The organism is Streptomyces sp. NPDC102270, from assembly GCF_044766405.1.
Taxonomy (GTDB): Bacteria; Actinomycetota; Actinomycetes; order Streptomycetales; family Streptomycetaceae; genus Streptomyces.
On sequence record NZ_JBIWLX010000003.1, the window covers coordinates 271,085 to 294,401 of the forward strand.

Annotated in this window: 18 protein-coding genes and 2 pseudogenes; 11 read left to right on the plus strand and 9 right to left on the minus strand. The window is 71.6% G+C overall.

Annotated elements, in window-relative coordinates; genetic code table 11:
• Positions 1 to 489: 489 nt before the first annotated feature.
• A complete protein-coding gene (locus ACIRP7_RS06665; RefSeq protein ID WP_403654730.1) occupies positions 490 to 1,041 on the minus strand; it encodes a TetR/AcrR family transcriptional regulator in 552 nt (183 codons plus the stop codon).
• A gap of 103 nt (positions 1,042 to 1,144) precedes the next feature.
• Here ACIRP7_RS06665 and ACIRP7_RS06670 point away from each other — a divergent pair, with 103 nt between their 5' ends.
• From ACIRP7_RS06670 to ACIRP7_RS06680, 3 genes are read left to right on the plus strand one after another with little or no spacing between them, the layout of a single operon-like run.
• Positions 1,145 to 1,603 (plus strand): DUF1348 family protein, encoded by a 459-nt coding sequence (locus tag ACIRP7_RS06670; RefSeq protein ID WP_403654732.1) that lies wholly within the window; start codon positions 1,145 to 1,147, stop codon positions 1,601 to 1,603.
• A 9-nt stretch (positions 1,604 to 1,612) separates the two neighbouring features.
• Entirely contained in the window at positions 1,613 to 2,155 is a 543-nt protein-coding gene (locus ACIRP7_RS06675; protein WP_403654734.1) for a flavoprotein, read from the plus strand.
• Between the two features lie 40 nt (positions 2,156 to 2,195).
• Positions 2,196 to 3,167 (plus strand): aldo/keto reductase, encoded by a 972-nt coding sequence (locus ACIRP7_RS06680; protein WP_403654736.1) that lies wholly within the window; start codon positions 2,196 to 2,198, stop codon positions 3,165 to 3,167.
• A gap of 1 nt (position 3,168) precedes the next feature.
• On the opposite strand, the gene ACIRP7_RS06685 is transcribed toward ACIRP7_RS06680, so the two are convergent.
• Positions 3,169 to 3,969 carry a phytanoyl-CoA dioxygenase family protein gene (locus tag ACIRP7_RS06685; RefSeq protein ID WP_403654738.1) on the minus strand — a complete coding sequence of 267 codons (801 nt, stop codon included), beginning with the start codon at positions 3,967 to 3,969 and terminating at the stop codon, positions 3,169 to 3,171.
• A gap of 69 nt (positions 3,970 to 4,038) precedes the next feature.
• On the opposite strand from ACIRP7_RS06685, the gene ACIRP7_RS06690 reads away from it, so the two are divergent.
• Positions 4,039 to 5,013, plus strand: coding sequence for a helix-turn-helix domain-containing protein (locus ACIRP7_RS06690; protein ID WP_403654740.1), 975 nt, complete (start codon positions 4,039 to 4,041; stop codon positions 5,011 to 5,013).
• 375 nt (positions 5,014 to 5,388) lie between these two features.
• Positions 5,389 to 7,329 (plus strand): ricin-type beta-trefoil lectin domain protein, encoded by a 1,941-nt coding sequence (locus tag ACIRP7_RS06695; RefSeq protein ID WP_403654742.1) that lies wholly within the window; start codon positions 5,389 to 5,391, stop codon positions 7,327 to 7,329.
• Between the two features lie 6 nt (positions 7,330 to 7,335).
• Here ACIRP7_RS06695 and ACIRP7_RS06700 read toward each other — a convergent pair whose 3' ends face one another.
• The 3 genes from ACIRP7_RS06700 to ACIRP7_RS06710 form a co-directional block, all read right to left on the minus strand.
• Positions 7,336 to 8,592: an arsenic transporter gene (locus ACIRP7_RS06700; RefSeq protein WP_403655136.1), complete on the minus strand. Its 1,257-nt coding sequence runs from the start codon at positions 8,590 to 8,592 to the stop codon at positions 7,336 to 7,338.
• Positions 8,593 to 8,680: 88 nt separating this feature from the next.
• Positions 8,681 to 9,337, minus strand: coding sequence for a DUF4232 domain-containing protein (locus tag ACIRP7_RS06705; protein ID WP_403654744.1), 657 nt, complete (start codon positions 9,335 to 9,337; stop codon positions 8,681 to 8,683).
• Positions 9,338 to 9,431: 94 nt separating this feature from the next.
• On the minus strand, positions 9,432 to 11,804 hold the full coding sequence (locus ACIRP7_RS06710) for a SpoIIE family protein phosphatase (RefSeq protein ID WP_403654746.1): 2,373 nt from the start codon (positions 11,802 to 11,804) through the stop codon (positions 9,432 to 9,434).
• Between the two features lie 255 nt (positions 11,805 to 12,059).
• Between ACIRP7_RS06710 and ACIRP7_RS06715 the strand changes: the two genes are divergently transcribed.
• The 3 genes and pseudogenes from ACIRP7_RS06715 (at position 12,060) to ACIRP7_RS06725 (ending at position 15,859) form a co-directional block, all read left to right on the plus strand.
• On the plus strand, positions 12,060 to 12,344 hold the full coding sequence (locus ACIRP7_RS06715) for a hypothetical protein (protein ID WP_403655157.1): 285 nt from the start codon (positions 12,060 to 12,062) through the stop codon (positions 12,342 to 12,344).
• A pseudogene (locus ACIRP7_RS06720) lies at positions 12,318 to 13,429 on the plus strand (DUF4982 domain-containing protein); the annotation flags it as partial. The gene ACIRP7_RS06715 and the pseudogene ACIRP7_RS06720, both read left to right, overlap by 27 nt.
• A 186-nt stretch (positions 13,430 to 13,615) precedes the next feature.
• Entirely contained in the window at positions 13,616 to 15,859 is a 2,244-nt protein-coding gene (locus ACIRP7_RS06725) for a glycoside hydrolase family 9 protein (RefSeq protein WP_403654748.1), read from the plus strand.
• Here the strand turns inward: ACIRP7_RS06725 and ACIRP7_RS06730 are convergent.
• The 3 genes and pseudogenes from ACIRP7_RS06730 to ACIRP7_RS06740 form a co-directional block, all read right to left on the minus strand.
• Positions 15,804 to 17,333: a cytochrome bc complex cytochrome b subunit gene (locus ACIRP7_RS06730; RefSeq protein WP_403654750.1), complete on the minus strand. Its 1,530-nt coding sequence runs from the start codon at positions 17,331 to 17,333 to the stop codon at positions 15,804 to 15,806. The two genes, ACIRP7_RS06725 and ACIRP7_RS06730, sit on opposite strands and share 56 nt — an antisense overlap.
• Positions 17,330 to 18,244, minus strand: a complete 915-nt coding sequence (gene sigJ, locus ACIRP7_RS06735; protein WP_403654752.1) for an RNA polymerase sigma factor SigJ — start codon at positions 18,242 to 18,244, stop codon at positions 17,330 to 17,332. The genes ACIRP7_RS06730 and sigJ overlap by 4 nt, the downstream gene beginning before the upstream one ends.
• A gap of 357 nt (positions 18,245 to 18,601) precedes the next feature.
• Positions 18,602 to 18,811: pseudogene (locus tag ACIRP7_RS06740) on the minus strand (2OG-Fe(II) oxygenase); the annotation flags it as partial.
• A 516-nt stretch (positions 18,812 to 19,327) separates the two neighbouring features.
• Between ACIRP7_RS06740 and ACIRP7_RS06745 the strand changes: the two are divergent.
• From ACIRP7_RS06745 to ACIRP7_RS06755, 3 genes are all read left to right on the plus strand, one after another.
• Positions 19,328 to 19,573, plus strand: coding sequence for a hypothetical protein (locus ACIRP7_RS06745; protein ID WP_352384876.1), 246 nt, complete (start codon positions 19,328 to 19,330; stop codon positions 19,571 to 19,573).
• A gap of 3 nt (positions 19,574 to 19,576) precedes the next feature.
• Positions 19,577 to 19,954, plus strand: coding sequence for a toxin Doc (locus tag ACIRP7_RS06750; protein WP_403654755.1), 378 nt, complete (start codon positions 19,577 to 19,579; stop codon positions 19,952 to 19,954).
• A gap of 489 nt (positions 19,955 to 20,443) precedes the next feature.
• The gene (locus ACIRP7_RS06755) at positions 20,444 to 22,054 is read left to right on the plus strand and encodes an RICIN domain-containing protein (RefSeq protein ID WP_403654757.1); all 1,611 of its coding nucleotides are present in this window, start codon (positions 20,444 to 20,446) and stop codon (positions 22,052 to 22,054) included.
• A gap of 35 nt (positions 22,055 to 22,089) precedes the next feature.
• Here the strand turns inward: ACIRP7_RS06755 and ACIRP7_RS06760 are convergent, their stop codons facing one another.
• Positions 22,090 to 23,259, minus strand: coding sequence for a lactate 2-monooxygenase (locus ACIRP7_RS06760; protein WP_403654759.1), 1,170 nt, complete (start codon positions 23,257 to 23,259; stop codon positions 22,090 to 22,092).
• Between the last annotated feature and the right edge of the window lie 58 nt (positions 23,260 to 23,317).

The window sequence follows — 23,317 nt, forward strand, 5'->3', positions numbered from 1 at the left end:
CGAACAGCGGCTGCCGCCCGGGGGCCCGCAGTTTGACCGGCTCTCGGGGTGGCGGCGTGGTCGGGTGGGCCGGGCCTCTGTCCCCGTAACGCTCCGGTTCGGCGCGCGTGTCGTAGGAGGTGATCCGTCGGCCGCCGGGTTCTGGCGGTGAGTGCGAACAGCGGCTGCCGCCCGGGGGCCCGCAGTTTGACCGGCTCTCGGGGTGGCGGCGTGGTCGGGTGGGCCGGGCCTCTGTCCCCGTAACGCTCCGGCTTGGCGCGCGTGTCGTATGAGGTGATCCGTCGGCCGCCGGGCCCTGACGGTGAGCGCGAACAGCGGTCGCCGCCCGGGCGCACCACGTCCGGCAGCCCGGCCGGATCACCGCCCCGCGCGCCGGCCAGGAAGGTCTCCACCAACTGCCGGAGGCCGAGGCGCCACCTCGCGCCTGACGGCGACCCCCCGGGTGTCCCGCAGCAGGCTCTCGCAGTCCCTGGAGTCACTCTCGACCGCTCAGCGGCAGTCCAGCAGCAGCCGGGCCGCTTCTCGCGCCTCCGCCGCAGGTTGGGTGCTGTGTGTGATCCCTGCCGTCACCATGGCTCCCTCGGCGAGCAGGAAGAGCGGCCCGGCCAGTGCCGCGGGCCGCCCCGCTGCGGCCACGAGGGAGGCGAGGTAGTCCCCGAACGCCCTCTTGTGCGCCCGGACCTGGGCGGCCACCCGGTCCGAGCTCGCGCCCAGTTCGCCGTACGAGTTGATCCACGCGCACCCGCGGAATCCCTCCTCGCCGAACCACTCCTCCAGCCAGTCGAAGACCGCCAAAATCCGTTCCTCAGGAGCCGACCGGAGTTCCACGAACGCGGCCAGCCGACCCCGCCATCGTCCGTCCCGTCGCTCCAGGTAGGCCTCCACCAACTGTTCCTTCGCCGGGAAGAGCTGGTAGAGCCGCTTGAGAGAGACTCCGGACGCGCCACGTACGGCGTCCATGCCCACGGACTGGATGCCGCGCCCGTAGAACAGCTCCTCGGCGGCGTCCAGCACCCGCTCACGGGCCACCGAACTGTCCATGGACGACCACTCCTTGACGTGAGAACGAGCGTTCTCCTACGGTAGCAGGCACCCGGAGAACGCCCGTTCTCCGCGCGCCCGGCGTCTCGCCACGGAGGACGACATGACCGACCGCCCGCCCCTGCCGCCCTTCACGCACGAGAGCGCCGCCCAGAAGGTGCAGGCCGCCGAGGACGCCTGGAACACCCGCGATCCGCAGCGCGTGGCGCTCGCCTACTCGGAGAACTCCGTGTGGCGCAACCGCGGCACCTTCGTCACCGGCCGCGCCGAGATCGTCGAGTTCCTCACCGCGAAATGGGCGCGCGAGCGGGAGTACGCGCTGCGCAAGGACCTGTGGGCGTTCGACGGCAACCGCATCGCGGTCCGTTTCCAGTACGAGTGCCAGGACGCCGAAGGGCACTGGTGGCGGTCGTACGGCAACGAGCTGTGGGAGTTCGACGAGCACGGGCTGATGACCCGGCGCGAGGCGAGCATCAACGACGTGCCCATCGAGGAGAAGGAACGCCGGATCCACGGCCCGCGCCCCGAGAGCGAGCGCGGGCTGTCCTTCCCGCTTCAGTAGGGTTCCGGCGTGACCGATCAGGACGAGATACCGCCCTTCTTGTACGTCGTCGTGTGCGCCGCCGGTATCGCGGCGGATGTCGGCAAGCTGATCACCGCCGCGCAGGAGCGGGAGTGGCAGGTCGGTGTCATCGCCACCCCGACCGCCATGAACGGCTTCTTCGACGCGGCCGCCGTCGAGGCGGCCACCGGCCACCCGATCCGTTCCGCCTGGCGCCGCCCGGGGGACCCGCGGCCCTTCCCCGACCCGGAGGCGGTCGTGGTCGCCCCGGCCACCTTCAACACGATCAACAAGTGGGCGGCCGGCATCGCCGACACCCTCGCTCTGGGCACGCTGTGCGAGGTGGCCGGCCGGGGCATCCCGATCGGCGTCCTGCCCTGTGTCTCCGACGATCTCGCCGGCCACCCCGCCTACCAGGACAGTCTGATCCGGCTGCGCGGGATGGGGGTGCGCTTCGGACACCCCCACCAGGGTGCCGGGGGCGAGGAGTTCGGCTGGGAACGGGCGCTGGATCTGGTCGAGCCGAGAAGATGCCGAAGCGCGAAGTCGTAGGCTCCCCTTCGGACCCCTCTCGAAGGCAGGAGCAGCAACGATGCAGTACGTGAAGCTCGGTTCGACGGGCCTGGACGTGTCGCGGATCTGTCTGGGTTGCATGTCCTACGGCCTGCCGGACCGCGGCGTGCACGAGTGGACGCTCGACGAGGAGGCGTCGCGGCCACTGATACGGCAGGCACTGGACGCCGGGATCAACTTCTTCGACACCGCGAACGTCTACTCCGACGGCACCAGCGAGGAGATCGTCGGCAAGGCCCTCGCGGACTTCGCGAACCGCGACGAGATCGTGCTCGCGACCAAGGTGCACGGCCGGACGCGGTCCGGACAGAACGCCGCGGGACTGTCCCGCAAGGCGATCATGACCGAGATCGACCACAGCCTGCGGCGCCTGGGCACCGACTACGTCGACCTGTACCAGATCCACCGCTTCGACCCCCACACCCCGGTCGAGGAGACCATGGAGGCGCTGCACGACCTGGTGAAGGCGGGCAAGGTGCGCTATCTCGGGGCGAGTTCGATGTACGCCTGGCAGTTCTCCAAGATGCAGTACACGGCCGAGCGGCACGGCTGGACGAAGTTCGTGTCCATGCAGAACCACTACAACCTCCTCTACCGCGAGGAGGAGCGCGAGATGCTGCCGCTCTGCGCCGACCAGGGTGTCAGCGCCCTGCCGTGGAGCCCGCTGGCCCGTGGCCGCCTGACCCGGGACTGGGGCACGGTCACCGACCGCAGCTCCACCGACGACTTCGGCAGCCGCCTCTACCAGGAGGGCGACCGCACCATCGTCGAGGCCGTCTCCCGTATCGCCGGAGACCGGGGCGTTCCGCGCGCCCAGGTGGCCCTGGCCTGGCTGCTGGCCCAGGACACGGTGGCGGCCCCGATCGTGGGCGCGGGCAAGCCGCACCACATCGAGGACGCGGTGGCAGCGGTCGAACTGGAGCTCAGCGACAAGGAGATCGAGGAGCTGGAGGGGCCGTACACCACCCGCCCCATCGTCGGTCACGGCTGAACTAGTGCGGTCCGTGCGGTGCGAACTCCGTGCCGCACGGACCCGCCCCCTCGCTCTCCGGCAACGGCACCCGCGCCCCGCTCATCGACAGCGTCCGGTAGTACTGCCCGATCCGCTCGGTGGACGCCCCCACGTAGTGCCCGATGAAGGACCGCCGGAACCGGTCGGCCGTACGGTTGGGCTGCGACCCGTGCACCAGGCTGCCGTTGAAGAACAGGACGTCCCCCGGGTTCATGTCGACGGGGACCGCGGCGAGCCCCGGAGGCGGTGCCACGTACTCCCGCGCGAACGACACCTCGGAGTCCGCGAGTTCCGGGCAGAAGAGGTCCATCCGGTGCGTGCCCGGGACGACCTCGAGACCTCCGTTGTCCCGGTCGATCACATCGCAGGCCACCCAGGCCGCGACACATGTGCCCGGCTCGACGCGCAGATAGAAGTTGTCCTGGTGCAGCGCCTGCCCCCGCGCCCCCGGCGGCTTGAAGTAGAACATGCTCTGCGCGGCCAGCACTTCCTCCCCGAGCAGCGTCTCCAGCACCTCCCGCAGCCGGGCGTCCAGCAGGAACCGCAGCGCGAGGTCGTTGATCTCGTGCGGCTGCATCACACGCGGATACCTCCGCAGCGGATCCGCCGACTCGCTCGGCGCACCCGGCTCGAAGTGCCCCGGCACCGGGCCCCCGGCGTGCAGGGCCGTGAACTCCCCGCACAGCCGGTCGATCTCCTCGCGTGCGAACAGCCCCCGGACGACCATGAAGCCGTCCTCCTGGAACTGCCGCACCCCTGTCCCGATGCCCGTGACTGTCATCTGTCCACTCCCCGATCGGATGTGTTCCACTCGTCACGCTAGGCCGCAGCCCGTGCCAGGAGGATGCCCGTGACCGCCGACGGATTGCCCGAGACAGCTGCATCCGGTGACCCCGGCCCGCCACCGGGCCTCGTGGTCGTCGGCCGCTACCACGAACTCCCGGGCTACGCCGTCCAGCGACCGCGCGGCGCCGACAGCTGGTTGTTCACCTGGACGGTGGGCGGCCGGGGCACCCTGCGCCAGGGTCGGACCGAGACCGGGGCGGGCGCCGGGGACCTGGTGGTACTCGCCCCCGGCACCCCGCACCGCTACGGCCTCCAACAGGGCGCCGCACACTGGGAGTTCTGGTGGGCGCACTGCGGAGCCCGACCGTCCTGGACCGCCTGGCTGGCGCCCCACGGCAGGGGAGACGGCATGTACGTCGTCTCCCCGCACCCCGTCGTCTCCCCGCACCCCGTAGTTCTCCCGGACCCCGTCATCCCCCGGCACCCCGCCGCCGACGGCACGCACGCCCGCATCGAGGCGGCCTTCTGCCGGATGCTCGCCGACGCCCGCTGGACCGGCACCGGCACCCCGCCCGACACCGCCTCGCCCGGCGACCGGGCCGCCGTCGCCGTGGCGCACGGCACCACCGCCCGCGAACTCGCCCTGTGCGCGCTGGAGGAGGTCGTCCTGCTCGCCGCCGGCGCCGCGCCCGGGACCCGGACCGGGACCGGCGTCGACCCCCGGGTGCAGCGCGCCCAGGAGCTGATCGCGGCCGACCCCGGGGCCCCGCACACGGTCCGGTCGCTCGCCGTCCAGGTCTCGCTGTCACCGTCCCGGTTCGCCCACCTCTTCACCCGGCAACTGGGCCGCTCGCCCATGCGGGCGCTGCGCGAGGCACGCCTCCACCACGCCGCCCGACTACTGGAGAGCACCGACCTGTCCGTGGAACGCGTCGCCGCCGCCTCCGGCTTCGCCAGCCCGTTCCACTTCAACCGTGTCTTCCGCGACCGCTACGGCACACCGCCAGGTGCCTACCGGGCCGTACGGCCCAATGGTTGAGGCATGACATCATGGGTGATCCCGGACGTGCGGTGTAGTGGAGGTTCAATGGTTTCCTGGAACTCATCGCGGAGTTAACTGAATCCTGTTTCCAATTGCGAAATCAGGAGAATGGCAATCCTTACGGCGCTGGTGCTGACAAATCGTCTATCTGTGCCGGGCCAGCGGGATGCGGAAAACCGCTGGATCACTTGTTGGACGCCCTTGACCTGTGCAAAGGTGTGCCTTGTCAGCGCACAGACAATGCGCATTCATCCTGTGTGCTCTTGACCCCCTCCGTACGCCCTACACGCTTCAAAAGAGCTGTCCCAGGCGGACGTACCCATTGGTATGGACTTTATGCAATGCAGCATGCCCTCGGGAGGAAATGCCGCCGTGAATGACGCAGGCCTGTCGAATTCCCCGTCTCCGGTTCGCCCGTACGACGTCACGGACGAGCAGCTGAGCGCCGAGCTCAAGAAGTGGAGCGGCACGACGCCGGCCCTGCAGCCCGTCGGTGAACTCCTCGACCGGCACTGGGAAGCCGCCTTCGCCTACGCGCGGCTGTGCACCGACGGTCCCCGCCCCGCGGGCATGCTCACCACGGCCGCGTTCACCCGCCTCTTCGGTGAATCCCTGCGCCACACCGGGCCGACCGCCGCCTGGCGGCCCCATCTGCTGGTCACCGTCCGCCGTATCGCCGCCGAGTGGGACGCCGACGGCCGACGGGAGATGCTCCACCCGGCGCTGAGAACCGAGGCGGGCGGCGACCGGGCCGCGGCCCGCCTGTTGCCCCCCGCCGAGCGGCGTCTGCTGTCCGGTGCCTTCCAGCGGCTGCAGCAGTCCGCCCGCTGCCTGCTGTGGCACACCGAGGTGGAGGCCGAGCCGATCGGCGCCCCCGCCGCCCTCCTGGGCCTGGACGAGGAGGACGCCCTCGTCGAACTGCGCCGGGCCCGCGAGCGGTTGCGTGAGGAGTGCCTCCAGGTCCACCGCGAACTCGCCCCCGAGCAGGAGTGCCGGCACTACCTGCGGCTGCTCGACGTGACCTTCCGGCGTGGCGGTGTCGACCTCGACCCCGATCTGCGCGAGCACCTGGAGCGGTGCAGGCACTGCATGCACACCGCCGACCAGCTGCACCAGTTCAACGGGCAGCTCGGCCTCGCCCTCGCCGAGGCCGTGCTCGGCTGGGGTGCCGCCGCCTACGTGCAGTCACGGATGAGCGTCGACGACGCGGGGGCGGCGGCGCGGGAGGCCCAACAGCACGCGCCCGCCAGGGCGTTCGTGGGTGAGGCCTTCGGTGCCGCGATGCCCTTCCCCGCCCCGGGCCAGTCCGCCGCTGCCGGCCCCGCTCCCGCCGGCCCGCCGGCCACCGCCCCCCGCTCCCGCGCCCGCGAGCGCTCGGCCTCCCACCGCTCGACCCACAAGGCCGCCCGCAGCACCTCCCGCCGCAACCTCACCGCGGCCGTCCTCACGGTGAGCGGACTCGTCGTCCTTCCCCTGGTCATGTGGTCCTCGTTCCACTCGGACGGCAACGGCCCCGCCGACGCCGCCCCCTCCGAGGTGCCCGGCACCGACACGGCGTCCGCGACCAGCGACCCGTCGTGGGCCGGGGCGGGCGAGGCGCGTCAGGGCGACCTGCGCGGCCGCCTGCACAACGTCGAGTCCGGACTCTGCGTCGGCGTCGTCGGTAAGAAGATCGCCCAGGGTGCCGAGACCGGACTCGCCGAGTGCTCCGCGGCCGCGGACCAGCAGTGGACGTACGAGACCGACGGACTGCTGCGCAGCGCCGCCGACCCCGACCTGTGCCTGGACTCCCGCCTCGGCTTCTCGGTGCGCCTCGCGACCTGCGCGGGCGACACCGCGCCCGACACCAAGGACATCCGCTACGACTTCACCCTCCAGGGCACCCTCGTCCCGCGCTGGAACCAGGACCTCGCCCTGACCCCCGCGGCCACCGACGGATCCGGCGCGCTGGTCCTGAAGAACCGCGACGACGGCCCTGCCCAGCGCTGGGTGTTCGACACCTCGAAGCCCGACCCCCAGATGGAGGCGGTCAACTGGGACGCGGACAGCAGCCCCACACCGACCCCGAAGTCCGCCCCCGCGCCCTCCAGGACGCCCGTCCCGACCCCCACGGCGACCGCCGCACCGACGGCCACGCCGACACCGCCGAGCAGCGCGCCCCCCGGCGGCAACTGCGCCACCAACCCGTACTACTGCAACGGGGGCGGCCAGAACGGCGGCGGCTACGGCTACCCCGGCGGGTACGGCTATCCCGGTGGCCCCGGGTACGGCGGTGGCCCCGGGTACGGCGGTGGCTACGGGGGCGGGCGCTGACTCCCCTCAGGCTCCGATGAGCTGAAGCGAGCCCCACAGGGCCACCACGGCGGCGGCCAGCGCGGCCGGCACGGTCAGCATGCCGAGCCGGGTGAACTCCCCGAGCCCGACCTCGTGGTCGTCGCGGTGCAGGATGCGCCGCCACAGCAGCGTGGCCAGGGACCCGGCGTAGGTGAGGTTCGGGCCGATGTTCACCCCGAGCAGCACCGCGAGGACCGCGCCGGGCCCGGCCGCGGCGGTGAGCGGCAGCAGGACCAGGACCGCGGGCAGGTTGTTGATCAAATTCGCAATGACGGCGGCCAGCGCGGCTGTTCCCAGCAGCGCGACGATCCCCGTCCCGTCCGGCAGGACGTCGCGCAGGCCGTCGGCGAGGCCGTTGTCGACGACCGCGCGCACCACGACGCCGAGCGCGAGGACGAACGCCAGGAAGGCCGGTGCCGCCGCCCGCACCACCGTGACGGGGGTGGCCTTCCTCCGGACGAGCGCGCGGCCCGCCAGCACGAGCGCCCCCGCGCACGCGACCCAGGCGGGATCGACGCCGAACGCGGAGGCCACCACGAACCCGGCCAGCGTGCAGCCGACCGTGACCAGTGCGAACAGCGGCAGCGCGGGCTCCTCGGAGGGCTCGGGGGAGTGGTCGACGACCGTGAGGTCCGTGTCGAAAAAGCGCCGGAAGACCACGTACTCGACGGCGATCGCCGCCAGCCAGGGCAGTGCCATCAGCAGCGCGAACCGGGTGAAGCTCACCCCGCTCGCCTCGAAGGCCAGCAGGTTGGTGAGGTTCGACACCGGCAGCAGCAGCGAGGCCGTGTTCGACAGGTGCGCGCACGCGTAGACGTGCGGCTTCGCGCGGGCCCCCATCCGGGAGGCGGTGACCAGCACCACCGGCGTCAACAGCACCACGGTGGCGTCCAGGCTCAGCACCGCCGTGATCGCCGACGCCAGCCCGAAGACGCCGGTCAGCAGCCGCCCGGGCGAGCCCGCCGCCCGCCGGGCCAGCCAGGCCCCGCAGGCATGGAAGAGCCCCTCGACGTCACAGAAGTGGGCGAGCACCAGTACCGCCGCCAGGAACCCGACCACCGGCCCCAGCCGCTCGGCCTCCGCCCACGCGTGCTCCGGGGTGATCGCCCCGGTCACGACCGCGAGCCCCGCCGCCGGGACCGCGACCACGGCCTCCGGCCAGCCGAAGGGACGCAGGACCGCCCACACGAGTACGGCGACGAGCAGGGCGACGGACAGGGCTTCGGCGAGCGGGGTGTTCAGGGCGAATCCTTCGGACGTGAGCTGATCGTGCCTGGTCACGAAACCAGGCGGGGGTAAGAAACCTGCTAATACCCCTGGATGCGACCGCTCAGGCCCCGGTGCCCGGACTGAAGGGGATCAGCCGCACCGACGACTCGTTGCCGGACACCGGGACCTTCCCGGACTTCCACGCCACCTTCAACGGGTCCTCCTCGTCGGGCGGGGTCACCACAAGAGCGGCGGGGGTGGCCGTGTCCGCCCCGCTGACCTCGGGGTTCGCGAAGGACAGCCCGGCCCAGGCGCTCCGGCCCGGCGCCAGCTTCACGGTCTCCGGCTCCGTGGCGGAGCGCTGGGGGTCCGGGCCCAGCTGCTTGCCGGACACGTCGACGAAGGCGGTGCCCGGAAAGCCGTACAGGGTGCAGGTGCGGCTCGACCTGTTCGTCAGCACGACCGGGAAGTTCTCCTGCCCGGCGCCCGGGTCGTTGCGGCCGACGGAGGCGCTCAGCTCCGAGGTGTGGCAGCGGGTGCCACTGACCGGGGAGTGCGGTGCGGACGGAGTGAGGGAGTTGCTCACCGCGTCCGTCGGCACCCCGCTCGGCGCGCTGCTGGTGCCTTCTGCGGCGGTAACGGACGCGGACACGGTGCTGGCGCCGGCCGCGGGCGCCGCCGAGTCGTCGTCGCTGCCGCAGCCCGCCACCAGGCCGAGCATCGCGACCGGGCCGGCGAGCAGTGCCGCCCGCCGCACACCGAGGGACCTGTTCGTCATGTCTCCACACTCCCGGAGAATTCGCCCACGCGCGCGTACAGCGCCTTGTGCCCCGTCACCGAGATCCGACGCGGCACGGGCCGCAAAAGTTCGCTCACTCCTCGTCGAGCAGCCCGATCTCCGCCCAGATCGTCTTGCCGTCGGGCGTGTGCCGGCTGCCCCAGCGCTGGGTGAGCTGCGCGACCAGGAGCAGCCCCCGGCCGCCCTCGTCCCACGTCTTGGCGCGCCGCAGATGCGGCGCGGTGTGGCTGGTGTCGGAGACCTCGCAGATCAGCGTGGTCGCGTCATGGATGAGACGCAGCCGGATGGGGTGGGCACCGTAGCGGATCGCGTTCGTGACCAGCTCGCTCGTCACCAGCTCGGCCGTGAACGACGCCTCGCTCAGGTCCCAGCGGGCCAGCTGCTCCACGACCTGCTTGCGGACGGGCGCCACCAGCGCCGGGTCGGCGGGGATGTCCCAGGTCGCCACCTGCGAGGCGGGCAGCCCCAGGGTGCGGGCCAGCAGCAGGGCCACATCGTCCGTGGAGCCGCCGGACGGCAGCAGCGCGTGCAGCACCCGGTCGCAGCTCTCCTCCAGCGAGTCGGAGGGCACGGCCAGGGCCTCGCACAGCAGCGCGTGACTGGCGTCCACGTCCCGCTGCCGGGACTCGACAAGACCGTCCGTGAACAGGGACAGCACGGTCCCCTCGGGCAGGGCCAGCTCGGCGGACTCGAACGGCAGCCCGCCCAGACCCAGCGGCGGCCCTGCGGGCAGGTCCACCTGGCGTGCCGGCCCGCCCGGCATCATCATCATGGGCGCCGGATGCCCCGCCCGGGCCAGCGTGCAGCGCCGCGACACCGGGTCGTACACCGCGTACAGACAGGTGGCCCCGACCTCACCGGGACTGCCGTCGTGTCCGGCCTCCGCGGACAGCCGTACGACGAGGTCGTCGAGGTGGGTGAGCAGCTCGTCCGGGGCCAGGTCGATGTCGGCGAGCGTGCGGACGGCGGTGCGCAGCCGGCCCATCGTCGCCGAGGCCTGGATGCCGTGCCCGACCACGTCCCCGACGACCATCGCGACCCGCATGCCCGACAGCGGGATCACGTCGAACCAGTCGCCGCCCACCCCGGCCCGCGCGGCCGGAAGATAGCGGGAGGCCGCCTGCACGGCGGCGGTGCGCGGCAGGGAGCGGGGCAGCAGACTGCGCTGGAGGGCGAGGGCGGTCTCGCGCTCGCGGGAGAAGCGGCGGGCGTTGTCGATGCAGACCGCGGCCCGCGCGGTGATCTCCTCGGCCAGCAGCACGTCGTCCGGGGTGAAGGGGTCGGGCCGGCGGTACCGGGTGAGGACCGCGACCCCGAGGGTCTGGCCGCGGGCCTGGATCGGCACGGACATCGTGGAGTGGACGCCGAACTCCTTGACCCGTTCGCCGCGGGTTCTGTTCCAGTTGAGCCACTGGTCCAGGCGCCCCGACGCCACCGTGGCGACGATGGTGCGGCCCGCGACCAGAGAGCCGGCCTGCGGCGAGGTGGCGGGATACACCTCGGTGTGCCCGGGCTTCACCACGGCCATCGGATTGCCGGGGTCCACGGAATGGTGGGCGGCGCGGCGCAGTTCGACCGGTGCCGCGAGCTCGGTCGGGGCCTCGCCGCTCTCCTGCGGGTCCAGCAGGTCGACGCTCACGAAGTCGGCGAGCGACGGGATGCACACGTCCGCCAGCTCCTGGGCCGTACGGGTGACGTCGAGGGTGGTGCCGATCCGCACACTCGCCTCGTTGACCAGCTGGAGTCGCTCCCGGGCGAGGTAGTGCTCGGTGAAGTCGTGTCCGGTCAGACAGGCTCCCCGTACCCGTCCCGAACCGTCGGTGAGCGGCGCGATGCGGGTCAGCATCCCGGCCGCGCGGTTGAGACCGCTGGGACGGACGTACCCCTCGATGTCGCGTGCCCGTCCGGTGGCGAGCACCTCGGCGAGGAGTTCCTCGATCTCCGCGTTCTCCGGGCGGACGCCGATGTCGGTGATCCTCAGTCCCCTGACCTCGTGGTCGGGCAGGTCGATCAGCTCGGTCATCCGGTCGTTGATCCACCGCAGGCGCAGCCGCTCGTCGCAGACCAGCATGGGACAGGGAGACTGGCTCAGCGCGGCCGCCGTCACCACGTCGTCCGGCGGATCGAGCTCCGTGTGGTCGGGCCGGACGACGACACGCCAGTCGGCCCGGTCCCCTCGCGGCGGCCTGCGCAGGGCGAGCAGGTGGGCGGAGACCGTGCGACCGTCCCGGTGCCGCAGCGTGAGATCGCCGCTCCAGCGCGGGCCGGCGAGGGCGGCCAGGGCATCCGGCTCGGCCAGCAGGGCCGCGGCGGGCCGGCCCAGCACCTCGTGGGCCTCGTACCCCAGCAGCCGCCGGGCACCGACGCCCCATCGGGCCACGGCGCCCCGGTCGTCGATGACGGCCCGAGCGGTCGAGGCATCGTCGAACGGATCCACCGGCCTCATCGTCGCCACTCCATCACGCCTACGCACAGTGATCAGATGCGTAAATGAAGTCCCAGCCTAGTGCGTCCCGCCCGCCGGTGAACGCCGATCCCACCTGTCCGAGACGGTGGCGCGCGGAGGCGAACGGGCCGTCAGGGGGGACGCCGGGGACAGAAGGCGCTTTCCGAACCCTTGACGGACCTGAGTGGCGCGTCGTCAGATTCTGTGTGTTCACGATCAGTTGTGAGTACTTCTGGGCCCTGAGGGAGAGCCGCCATGACAGTCACTCGCAGATCGGTTCTGCTCGCTTCCACGGCCGCCCCGGCCGCGGGCGCGCTCCTGGCCACCCCGGTGGCCCAGGCCGCCGAGTCCGCCGGGAACGCGTACGGCCGCCGTACGGTCGCACTGCGCGACGGCTGGCGCTTCGCGCTAGTCAATCCGGGCGGGACCACCGATCCGACGGGGGAGTACACGGACGCCGCGGCCCCGGGATACGACGACTCGGAATGGTGTGAGATCGCTGTCCCGCACGACGGCGACACGGTCGAGGTGTGGGCGTAAGCCAACGTCCCCGAGGTCGAGCTGTTCCTCAACGGCAGGTCCCTCGGCACCCGGACCTTCGACACCAAGAAGACCACCGACGGCCGGGCGTACCTGGAGACCACGGAAGCCACCGGCGACGACAAGACCTTCACCGACGGCCCCTACCCCGGCAGCTACACCAGCCCGAACGGCAGCGCGGGCAAGCTTCATCTGACGTGGCAAGTGCCGTACACGCCGGGCGAGTTGAAGGCGGTGGCGAGGAGGAACGGCAAGACCGTCGCCACCGACATACTGCGCACGGCGGGCCGGCCCCACGCCGTACGTCTCACCGCCGACCGCACGTCGCTCGCCGCGGACGGCCGTTCACTGGTCTTCGTCACCGCCGACGTTGTCGACGCCCGTGGAGTGGTCGTGCCCGATGCCGAGCACCTGATCTCCTTCGCGGTCAGCGGCGGCTCGCTCGCCGGGCTGGACAACGGCCGCCAGGAGAGCGCCGAGCGCTATCAGGCGAGCACCCGCACCGCCTTCCACGGCAAGGCCCTCGCGATCGTGCGGGCCGGCACGGAGCCGGGAGTCCTGAAGGTGACGGCGAGCGCGGAGGGACTGTGGGCGGATACCGCGAAGGTGCGCACCACCCGGTCCCGGCCGCCCGCACCGAACCGGCCGCCTTCACCGCCGATCATCCGGCACCTCTCAACTACCCGTACGTGAATGCCGGTTACTCCGGCCGTCCGGACACCCTCCCGGCCGCGATGCTCGACGGCGATCCCGCCACCGGCTGGTCCGACGCCTTCAGCAAGGCCGCCACCGCCCTGCTGCCCGCCTTCAGCGGCGCGAGGGCCGAGGACTGGGTCTCGGTCGACTTCGGACGGACCCGCACCTTCGACCGGGCGGAGATCTCCTTCACCGTGAGCGCGACCCACAGCCTGCCCGCGGCGGTGGCGGCCGCGGTGTGGGACGGGCAGCGGTATGTGCCCGTCGAGGGCGCCTCCGTCGCCTGGGCCACCGCCTCCGACGAGCCGAGCGTGATCACCTTCGATGCCGCCCGCGGCTCGCGGCTCCGGCTCACGCTGACCAGCGCCTATCCGGGCGAGAGCAGGTGAGCCGTACGCATCAGCAAGCTGGCGGTCCCGGGGAGCTGACCCGCACCGGCAACGGTCCGGACGGGAAACCAGTCCCGTCCGGACCGTTGACGAGGTGTCATGCCTGCAACAAACATGGCCTGCGACCGTCAGTTGGGAGCGCTCCCATTTTGGGCGCCGCCCGTACCTCCCCCGAGGAGTCCGGACGTGAACAGACGCAGAACCGCCCTGTTGTCCCTGACCGCGCTGCTGGGAGCGGCACTTGTCGCCTCACCCGTGGCTCCGGCCGCCGCCGACGAGGTGGAGCAGCTCAAGAACGGCACCTTCGACACCACCACCGCGCCCTGGTGGACGACCAGCAACGTCACCGCGGGCGTGTCCGACGGACAGCTCTGCGCGGACGTACCCGGCGGCACCGCCAACCGCTGGGACGCCGCCGTCGGCCAGAACGACGTCACCCTGGTGAAGGGGGAGTCGTACCGGTTCTCCTTCACCGCGAAGGGTTCGCCCGAAGGGCACGTCGTGCGGGCGATCGTGGGGCTGCAGGTGGCGCCCTACGACACCTACTTCGAGGTGAGCCCGCAGCTGAGCGTTTCCGGGAACTCCTACTCCTACACGTTCACCTCGCCCGTCGACACCGCCCAGGGCCAGGTCGGCCTCCAACTCGGCGGCAGCACCGACCCGTTCCGCTTCTGCATGGACAACGCCTCCCTGCTGGGCGGGGTCCCGCCCGAGGTGTACGAACCCGACACCGGACCGCGCGTGCGCGTCAACCAGGTCGCCTATCTGCCAGCCGGGCCGAAGAACGCCACCCTGGTCACCGACGCGACGACAAAGCTGCCCTGGCAGCTCAAGAGCGCCTCCGGGACCGTCGTCGCCCACGGCTGGACCGTGCCGCGCGGCACCGACGCCTCCTCCGGGCAGAACGTCCACTCGATCGACTTCGGCGCCTACAAGAAGCGCGGTGAGGGCCTCACCCTGGTCACGGACGGCGAGACCAGCCGCCCCTTCGACATCGGCACGCGCGCCTACGAACAGCTCCGCCTCGACGCCGCGAAGTACTACTACACCCAGCGCAGCGGCATCGCGATCCGCGACGACCTGCGCCCGGGCTACGGCCGCGCCGCCGGGCACGTGAACGTGGCCCCCAACCAGGGCGACAAGAACGTGCCCTGCCAGCCTGGCGTGTGCGACTACACCCTCGACGTCTCCGGCGGCTGGTACGACGCCGGCGACCACGGCAAGTACGTCGTCAACGGCGGCATCTCCACCTGGGAGGTGCTGAGCACGTACGAACGCGAACTGCTGGCCCGCACCGGGCAGCCCGCCAAGCTCGGCGACGGCACCCTCGCCATCCCCGAGAGCGGCAACAAGGTGCCCGACATCCTCGACGAGGCCCGCTGGGAACTGGAGTTCCTGCTGAAGATGCAGGTGCCGGACGGGCAGCCGCTGGCCGGGATGGCCCACCACAAGGTCCACGACGAGCAGTGGACCGGCCTGCCGCTCCTGCCGAGCGACGACCCGCAAAAGCGTGAACTGCACCCGGCGTCCACCGCGGCGACCCTGAACCTGGCCGCGACCGCCGCGCAGGCCGCCCGCCTCTACAAGCCGTACGACAAGGCGTTCGCGGCGAAGGCCCTGGCGGCCGCCCGCAAGGCCTGGACCGCGGCACTCGCCCACCCCGACCTGTACGCCTCGGAGAGCGACGGCACCGGAGGCGGCACCTACGCCGACAACAACGTCACCGACGAGTTCTACTGGGCCGCGGCCGAGCTGTACCTCACCACGGGGGAGAAGGCGTTCCAGGACCACGTGCTCGCCTCACCCGTCCACACCGCCGACATCTTCACTCCCGTCGGCTACGACTGGGCCCGCACCGCCGCCGCGGCCCGTCTCGACCTGGCGACCGTGCCGAGCAAGCTGCCCGGCCGCGACAAGGTCCGGCAGTCGGTCGTCAAGGGCGCCGACCGCTACCTGGCCACGCTGAAGGCCCACCCGTACGGCCTGCCGTACGCCCCGGAGGGCAACCTCTACGACTGGGGCTCCAACCACCAGATCCTGCACAACGGGATCGTCATCGCCACTGCCTACGACATCACCGGCGCCACGAAGTACCGTGACGGCGCGCTGCAGGGCATCGACTACATCTTCGGCCGCAACGCGCTGAACATCTCCTACGTCACCGGCTACGGCGAGGTCAACTCCCACAACCAGCACGCCCGTTGGTACGCCCACCAGCTCGACCCGAACATGCCGAACCCGCCGAAGGGCACCCTCGCGGGCGGGGCGAACTCGGGCATCCAGGACCCCTACGCACAGAGCAAACTCCAGGGCTGTGTCGGCCAGTTCTGCTACATCGACGACATCCAGTCCTGGTCGACCAACGAACACACCATCAACTGGAACTCCGCTCTGACCCGGATGGCGTCCTTCGTGGCGGATCAAGACTGACCCTCGCGTGCTCCACCAGCTCACCGGGCCGTTCGTGCGCGGTGAGCGTGTGGAGCTCGGCCCGATCGAGCGGCTGGTGCACCTCGACGTACTCACCGTGCGGCAGCCGCTTGATCACGCCGGTCTCCCGGCCGTGCAACACCAGCTCCCGGTCCCGGAGTTGCAGACCCAGGCAGATGCGCCGGGTGGCGACGAAGACGACCGCCGGGACCACGAACATCCCGATCCGCACCGCCCAGGTGACCGTGTTGATCGACAGATGCAGCCGGGTCGCCACGATGTCGTTGCCGCCGCCCGCGAGGAGGATCAGATACAGGCTGATCCAGGAGGCGCCGATCGCCGTACGGACCGGTCGGTTGCGCGGGCGGTCCAGGAGGTGGTGCTCACGCCGGTCCTTGGTGAACCGGGCCTCCAGGAACGGGTACACGCCGATGAACACGAGGAGGAGCGGGAAGACCACGACCGGGATCAGGACCCCGAGGACCAACGTGTGGCCCCACAGGGTGACCTCCCAGCCCGGCATCACCCGCACCAGCCCCTCCGCGAACCCCAGGTACCAGTCGGGCTGGGCGCCGGTGGAGACCTGGTCGGCGCGGTAGGGGCCGTACGACCAGACCGGGTTGACGGAAGCCACCGCCGCGATGAGCGTGAGCGCCCCGAACACCAGGAAGAAGAAGCCACCCGCCTTCGCCAGGTACACCGGGAAGAACGGCGTGCCGACGACGTTGCGTTCGGTCTTTCCGGGGCCCGCGAACTGGGTGTGCTTGTGGTACACGACCAGGATGAGATGGGCCACCACGAGGGCCGCCATGATGCCGGGGATCACCAGGATGTGCAGCGAGTAGAAGCGGGCCACGATGTCATGGCCGGGGAATTCGCCGCCGAACAGGAACAGCGCGAGGTACGTCCCCACGATCGGCACCGACACGGTGGCGCCGTAGACGAACCTCATGCCCGTGCCCGACAGCAGGTCGTCCGGCAGCGAGTAGCCGAACAGGCCCTCGAACAGGCCCAGGAACAGCAGCGCCCACCCGAACAGCCAGTTCACCTCGCGCGGCTTGCGGAACGAGCCGGTGAAGAAGTGCCGCATCATGTGCGTGAGCATCGCGGCGACGAAGATCAGCGCCGACCAGTGGTGCAGCTGCCGGATCAGCAGTCCGCCGCGCACGTCGAAGCTGATGTCCAGCGTCGAGGCGTACGCCTCCGACATGCGCACGCCGTTCAGGGGCGTATAACTGCCGTGGTACGTCACCTCGTTCATCGACGGATGGAAGAACAGCGTCAGCCACACCCCGGTGAGGATCAGCACGACGAAGCTGTACAGACAGATCTCGCCGAGCAGGAAGGACCAGTGGTCCGGGAAGACCTTGCGCAGGTACTTCGCGCCCAGCGTGCGGGTGCCGAGCCGTCCGTCGAGCCAGCCGGACAGCCGCTCGCCCTTCCCCGGCCCGGCCGGGAGTTCCGTGCGCGTCACGCCTCCTCCTTCTGCACATGCGTGAGCTTGTCGGGATTGGTGACGACGTAGAGGGCCGAGACCTGGTCGCCGTCCGGGGTGAGGTCCAGGACGATCACCGCGTACGGCGCGTCGTCCTGGAACAGCACGGCCGCGTCGTCGCCGTTGACCCGGCGGTGGCGCAGCTCCAGCGGGTGTGTCTGCGTCGAGCCCCGCTTCGCGTAACCGGTGAGCAGCCGTACGGCCTTGTCGCGGCCGTGCACCGGGCGCAGCGCCGACGGCCGGCGCTTGCCGCCGCCGTCCGTCCACACCGTCACGTCCGGCGCGAGGATCTCCATCAGCTCCGCGATGTCCCCGCCGACGGCCGCCCGTACGAAACGTTCTGTCGCTTCCCGGCGGACCCGGGGATGCGCCTCGTACAGCGGACGGCGGGCATGCACATGGGCCCGCGCGCGGTGCGCCACCTGCCGTACGGCGGCCGGGGTGCGGTCCAGGATCTCCGCGATCTCGGTGTGGGCGTACCCGAACACCTCGTGCAGCACGAACACCGCGCGTTCCAGCGGGGACAGCGACTCCAGGACCACCAGCATGGCCAGCGACACGGACTCGGTCTGCAGCGCGGGGTCGTCGGCGCCGTCCACCCCGGCGACCAGCGGCTCGGGCAGCCACGGGCCGACATAGGTCTCCCGGCGGCGGCTGACCACGGCCCGCCGCTGGAGCGCGTGGTTGACGGCGATCCGGACCAGATAGGCCCGGGGGTTGTCGACCCCGTCCACGCCCCGCCGCGACCACGACAGCCAGGTGTCCTGGAGCACGTCCTCGGTGTCGGCGACACTGCCCAGCATGTTGTAGACGACGCCGAACAACAGCTCCCGGTGCTCGACGAAGACACCGGTCGCCGCCTCGGTGTCGGGAAGGGGGATCTCAGACATCGCGTGTGGCCTCCCAGTAGCGCGCTCACTACTGCGAGGCGATCTGGCCCCGGAATGTGACACCGGGCAGCCGGAATGTGACCCACGCCTCACCGAGGACGATCGTGGCCCGCCGTGGGACGCAGCCGGGCAGCCGTGAACGCGATCGTCGGCTCGCCCGGCGGCTCCGACGCTCGGCCACGCCGGCCGGGCATCGACGATCCGGACCAGTGCCGCCATGGTTCCAGCACTGTTTGGTGGGTTGCCCGGTCGAGGCCCGGCTGTGTGCGAGGGCGCGTCGTGGAGCACGCTCCCGAAGCGTGTGCCGCCATGGTTCCCGCACCGTTTGAAGGTGCCCCCTCGAAGCCCGGCCGTGTGCTAGGACGCGTCGTGGAACACGATCCCCAGCGCGTGCCGGCGGCCGGAGCGCACGACGCTCACCCCGTGCCGCGTCGCCCCGGTCGACCAGCCGCGCTTCGTGCGTACCGGCCGTTCACGGGTCGTGAAGACCACACCGCGGCCCCGCGGGAGGACCGTCGCCGTGCCCCGTGACTGGGCGCGGGGGCGCTGCTCGACCATCAGGAACTCACTTCACCCACGACCTGCCCGCCCCGGTGTCCGCCCTGCGCGCCGCGCTCTACCGTTCCTGTGGACTGAGCGGGAGTGGGCCCGTCAGCCGCGCGCCCCGAACGGTCTTGGGCGAGCTGGTCCCCGGCGTACTCGACCCCGGGGTGGCGACACGCATCCTGTGCGTGGTCCGGGCCCGGGAGGCCCCCGCGGCCGGAGGCCGCTGATGGACGCCGCCCTCACGACCTGGCCAGTTGGGTACGGCCAGAGGCGGCGGGGAGGCCCTGACCCATCCTCTGGTGGAGCAGAGACCCCGCACGCTGACGCCGTACCCGGTGTCCCAGGTCGCACGATCACGTTAGCCCGATCGGCCCAGGGCTCCGCAAGCCCGCCAGTAAACGATCACCCGATCGAGTGTCGCGCACCGCCGGTCCGGCGGGAATCGGACACCGTGCTTCAGACCTCGCAGGTACCGGTTCATATCCCATGTGACCTGCGCGTATTTACGGCCGAGTACCCGAGCGGTACCGTGGAGGCATGCCAGCTCTCAACGTGGAGTTCAGCGATCGCGAGCTAGAGGACCTGCGGCAGATCGCCAAGGAGCGCGGTACGTCGATGAAGGCCCTCGTCCGGGAGGCCGCCGCGGCCGACATCGCCCGGCACCGGGCCCTGCAGGAAGGCGCGGAAGCGTTCCGGCGGTTCTTCTCCGCCCATGCCGACGAGTTCGCCGCCGCCTTCCCCGAGGACGAACCGGCGGGCAAGGGTGCGGGGCGGGTCGGCTGACCGATGGCTTCCGCGGTTCACATCGACGTGCCCTGGCTGCTCCAGCGGCACGAAGAGGTCCTGCCCGAGCAGCCCACGATCAACGACTTCTCGGCCCTGGTCGCCGCCGTCGCCCGGCACCGCGTCGACCCGCCCCGCCTGGGCGTCGACTCCGACCCGGCCTGGCGCGCCGCCGCCCTCCTGCACACCCTGGCCCTGCTCAAGCCCTTACCGTCGGCCAACGCCCGCTTCGCCTGCGCCACCGCCGTGGCCTACATGTTCGTCAGCGGCGTCGGCATCGACCCGCCGTACGGCGTCCTCGTCGACCTCGCCCGCGACCTGATCTCCGGCAAGACCGACGTGTACGGCGCGGCCGACCGGCTGCGCTCCTGGCAGATCTGAGGCCGCCGACCGCCCCGCCCCCGGGGCCGCCGACCGAGGGCGGGAGGAACGGGGTCGGCGGCCGGGGTTTCGCGCGGAAGAGCCGCCGTCCCGCGCGGGGCCTCCCGGAGGGGCCGTCTCCACTGGACCACCGGTCGCCGGGCGGGGGCAGCGTGCGTGGCGCTCCGGCGCGTGCGCGGGTTTCACACGGGGCGCATGGAATGTCGAAAGCCGGTGCGAGGGGACGCAGTTGCGGTTCCCCCGGATTGTCTTTCCATTGACGCTGATGTTGCCCAAGTGCCTTGTTGGCCGTGAGTGACGTGTGCAAGGGTGAACCCCCTGTGTGGGGGGCAAGGGCCGGGTCGCATTCGTCCCGTGGGGAACCGGGATGAAGGGGCGTCGGCGAATTCGTGCTTCCCACGCCCGCGCCCAAAAGGGACGCCCTTCGGCACTCCTTTTCGGCACGAGAACTTCTGTGAGTCCCATGTCTGTGGGAAGGAAACCCGCTCAGTGCCAACCCCCCACCCACCGCTCCCTCCTTACCCGCCGCCCGGCGGTGCCTCCTCGGAATCCGACGAGGATCTCGCCGCCCGGCTCAGGGGCCGTCCCGACGGCGAGGCCGCCCAGGCCGTCGCGCTGCTCATGGCGCGCCACTGGAAACCGGCGCACGAATACGCGGTCATCTGCCTCGCCTCCCCGAGCGAGACCGCCTCCATGGTGGCCGCGGCCGCCTTTCACCAGGTCCTGGACCGGCTCGCGCTCGGCGAACAGGCCCTCGCGCTGCGCCCCAGAACCCTCGTGGCCGTGCGGGACACGGTCAGGGAGTGGACGACCGAGGATCGGACAACCGCTGTACTGCCGGACCTGATGAAGCCGAACGGCGGCCGTGGCATGCGGGCGGCGAAGTCCATGACCCCCGAAAACCGCAAGCTCGCCGAGCGGTCATTCCAGTCCCTTCCCGGACTCGCCCGCTGCCTGCTGTGGCACACCGAGGTGGAGGCGGAGTCGATTGCCGTGCCCGCCGCGCTCCTCGGCATGGATACCGACACGGCGTCGGCCGCGCTCGAACAGGCGCGTGAAAAATTCCGTGAGGGATGTGTACATGCCCATCGGGAACTCGCGCCGACGAAGGATTGCCGCTTCTACAACCGCCTCTTGGACGTTCCGATTCGCCGCGGCGGAGCCCTGCTGCCCGATGTCCAGCAGCATCTCGCGGAGTGCCGCTACTGCCGTTCCGCCGCGGAACAACTGAGCCATTTCGAGGGCGGCCTGGGCATACTGATCGCCGAGGCGGTACTCGGCTGGGGTGCCCGCCGCTATCTCGAACTGCGCGCCGGGCGTACGCCCCAGACGGCGGCCCGCGGCCGGGGCGCCGGCCGGCACGGCGCGGGACGCCGCCGTATCCTCGCCCGCATCCCGACGCCAGGCCGCCGCGCTCCTGGCGAGGGCAGGGGCCTGGGCTCCTCACGGACGCTGCTCACCGGGGTCGGCCTCACCTCCGCCGGACTCCTCGCGGCCATGCTCGCCACCGGCCTGTGGTCGCACGACGGCGGCGCCGACCCGGCCGCCTCCACCAGCGCCACCGGCAGCGGTACGGCCCCGGGCGCCGGCACCCCGGGCACCGCCCAGCTGCCCACCGCACCGGCGGTGACCCGGCTGCGCAACGCCGCCGCCGACCTCTGCCTCGACATCCGGGGCACGGTGAAGGCGGGCGCGGCCACCGAACTCGCCGCCTGCTCGACCGAGCGGACCCAGCAGTGGTCGTACGGGGAGGACGGGCTGCTGCGCAGCGAGGCGGACATCGAGCTGTGCCTGGACTCGCACGTGGACGCCGGTGTGGTCATCCTCGGCACCTGCGCCGACGAGAAGGCCGAGCGGGCCGGCGACGTGCGCTACGACCTCACCGTGCAGGGGGAGTTACTGCCCCGCTGGGACGAGCAGCTCGCCCTCGCCCCCACCGCCGAGGACCCGGGCGCCGATGTCGTCGTCAAGGTCCGTGACCGCTCGGACCAGCAGCGCTGGCTGACCGACGCGGCCTCCAGCGCCAGTCCCGGCTCGCTGTCGGTCACCGGGAGCGAGGCCCCGCAGGCCCGGCCCGCGGGTCTCACGGACCGGATCTAGGAACCGGGGAGGCCTCCGCTCGCGGAGGTCTCCCCTCAGGCGGGGCCCTCCACGAGGTCGTCGGGGCCGACCGTGGCCGGGCTCGCGTGGCCCGAGAGGGCGAGCGTGAGGTCCAACTCCGCCAGCAGACAGCGGATCACGTGCTCGACGCCGGCCTGCCCGTCGAGGCCGAGGCCGTAGACGTACGGGCGTCCGAGGAGCACCGCGCGGGCGCCGAGCGCGAGGGCCTTGAAGACGTCGTCGCCGGTGCGGACACCGCTGTCGAAGAGCACGGTCAGCCGGTCGCCGACCGCCTCCACCACCCCCGGCAGCGCGTCGGCCGCCGCGACGGCCCCGGCGACCTGACGGCCGCCGTGGTTGGAGACCACGACCCCGTCCATCCCGGCGTCGGCGGCGAGGCGGGCGTCGTCGGGGTGCAGGACGCCCTTGAGGATGATCGGCCCGTCCCAGTTTTCCCGCAGGAAAGCGAGGTCGGGCCAGGTCTTTCCGGGGTCCGCGAACATGCCGACGAAGTGCAGCACGGCCGCGTTCGGGTCCTCCTGCACCGGCTTGGCCAGGCCCGCCCGGAAGGCCGGATCGGAGAAGTAGTTGGCGGTGCCCACGCCATGCAGGAACGGCAGATACGCCTGGTCGAGATCACGGGGCCGCCAGGACAGCAACGGCGTGTCCAGGGTGACGACCAGGGCCGTGAACCCGGCCGCCTTCGCCCGGTTCAGAAAGCTCAGCGCCACCTGCGGGTCCTTCGGCCAGTACAGCTGGAACCAGCGTTCGGCGTCCCCCATCGCCTCGGCGACCTGCTCCATCGGCGTACTGGAGGCGGACGACAGGATGTACGGCACGCCCTGTGCCGCCGCCGCCCGGGCCGCCGCCGGTTCCGCGTCGGGGTGCATGATCGACAGGACGCCCACCGGCGCCAGCGCCAGCGGCGCGGGCAGGGCACGCCCCAACACCTCGACGGACAGATCGCGTTCATGGACGTCCCGCAGCATGCGCGGGACGATCCGGCGCCGCTCGAGAGCCGCCCGGTTCGCCCGGGCCGTACTGCCGTCGCCCGCGCTGCCCGCCACATAGCCCACCGGTCCCGGACCGAGGCGCTGTTCGGTGAGCTCCTCCAGCCGGGTCAGGTCGGTGGGCAGCCGGGGCACCGCACCCGACGTCCCGCTCAGATAGATCTCGTACTGGAAGTCCGCCCAGTGCTTGGCCATCCGTCGGAACCGCCTCTCGTCGTCGGGTGCGCCGACGATATCCGCAGGCCGGTGCCGG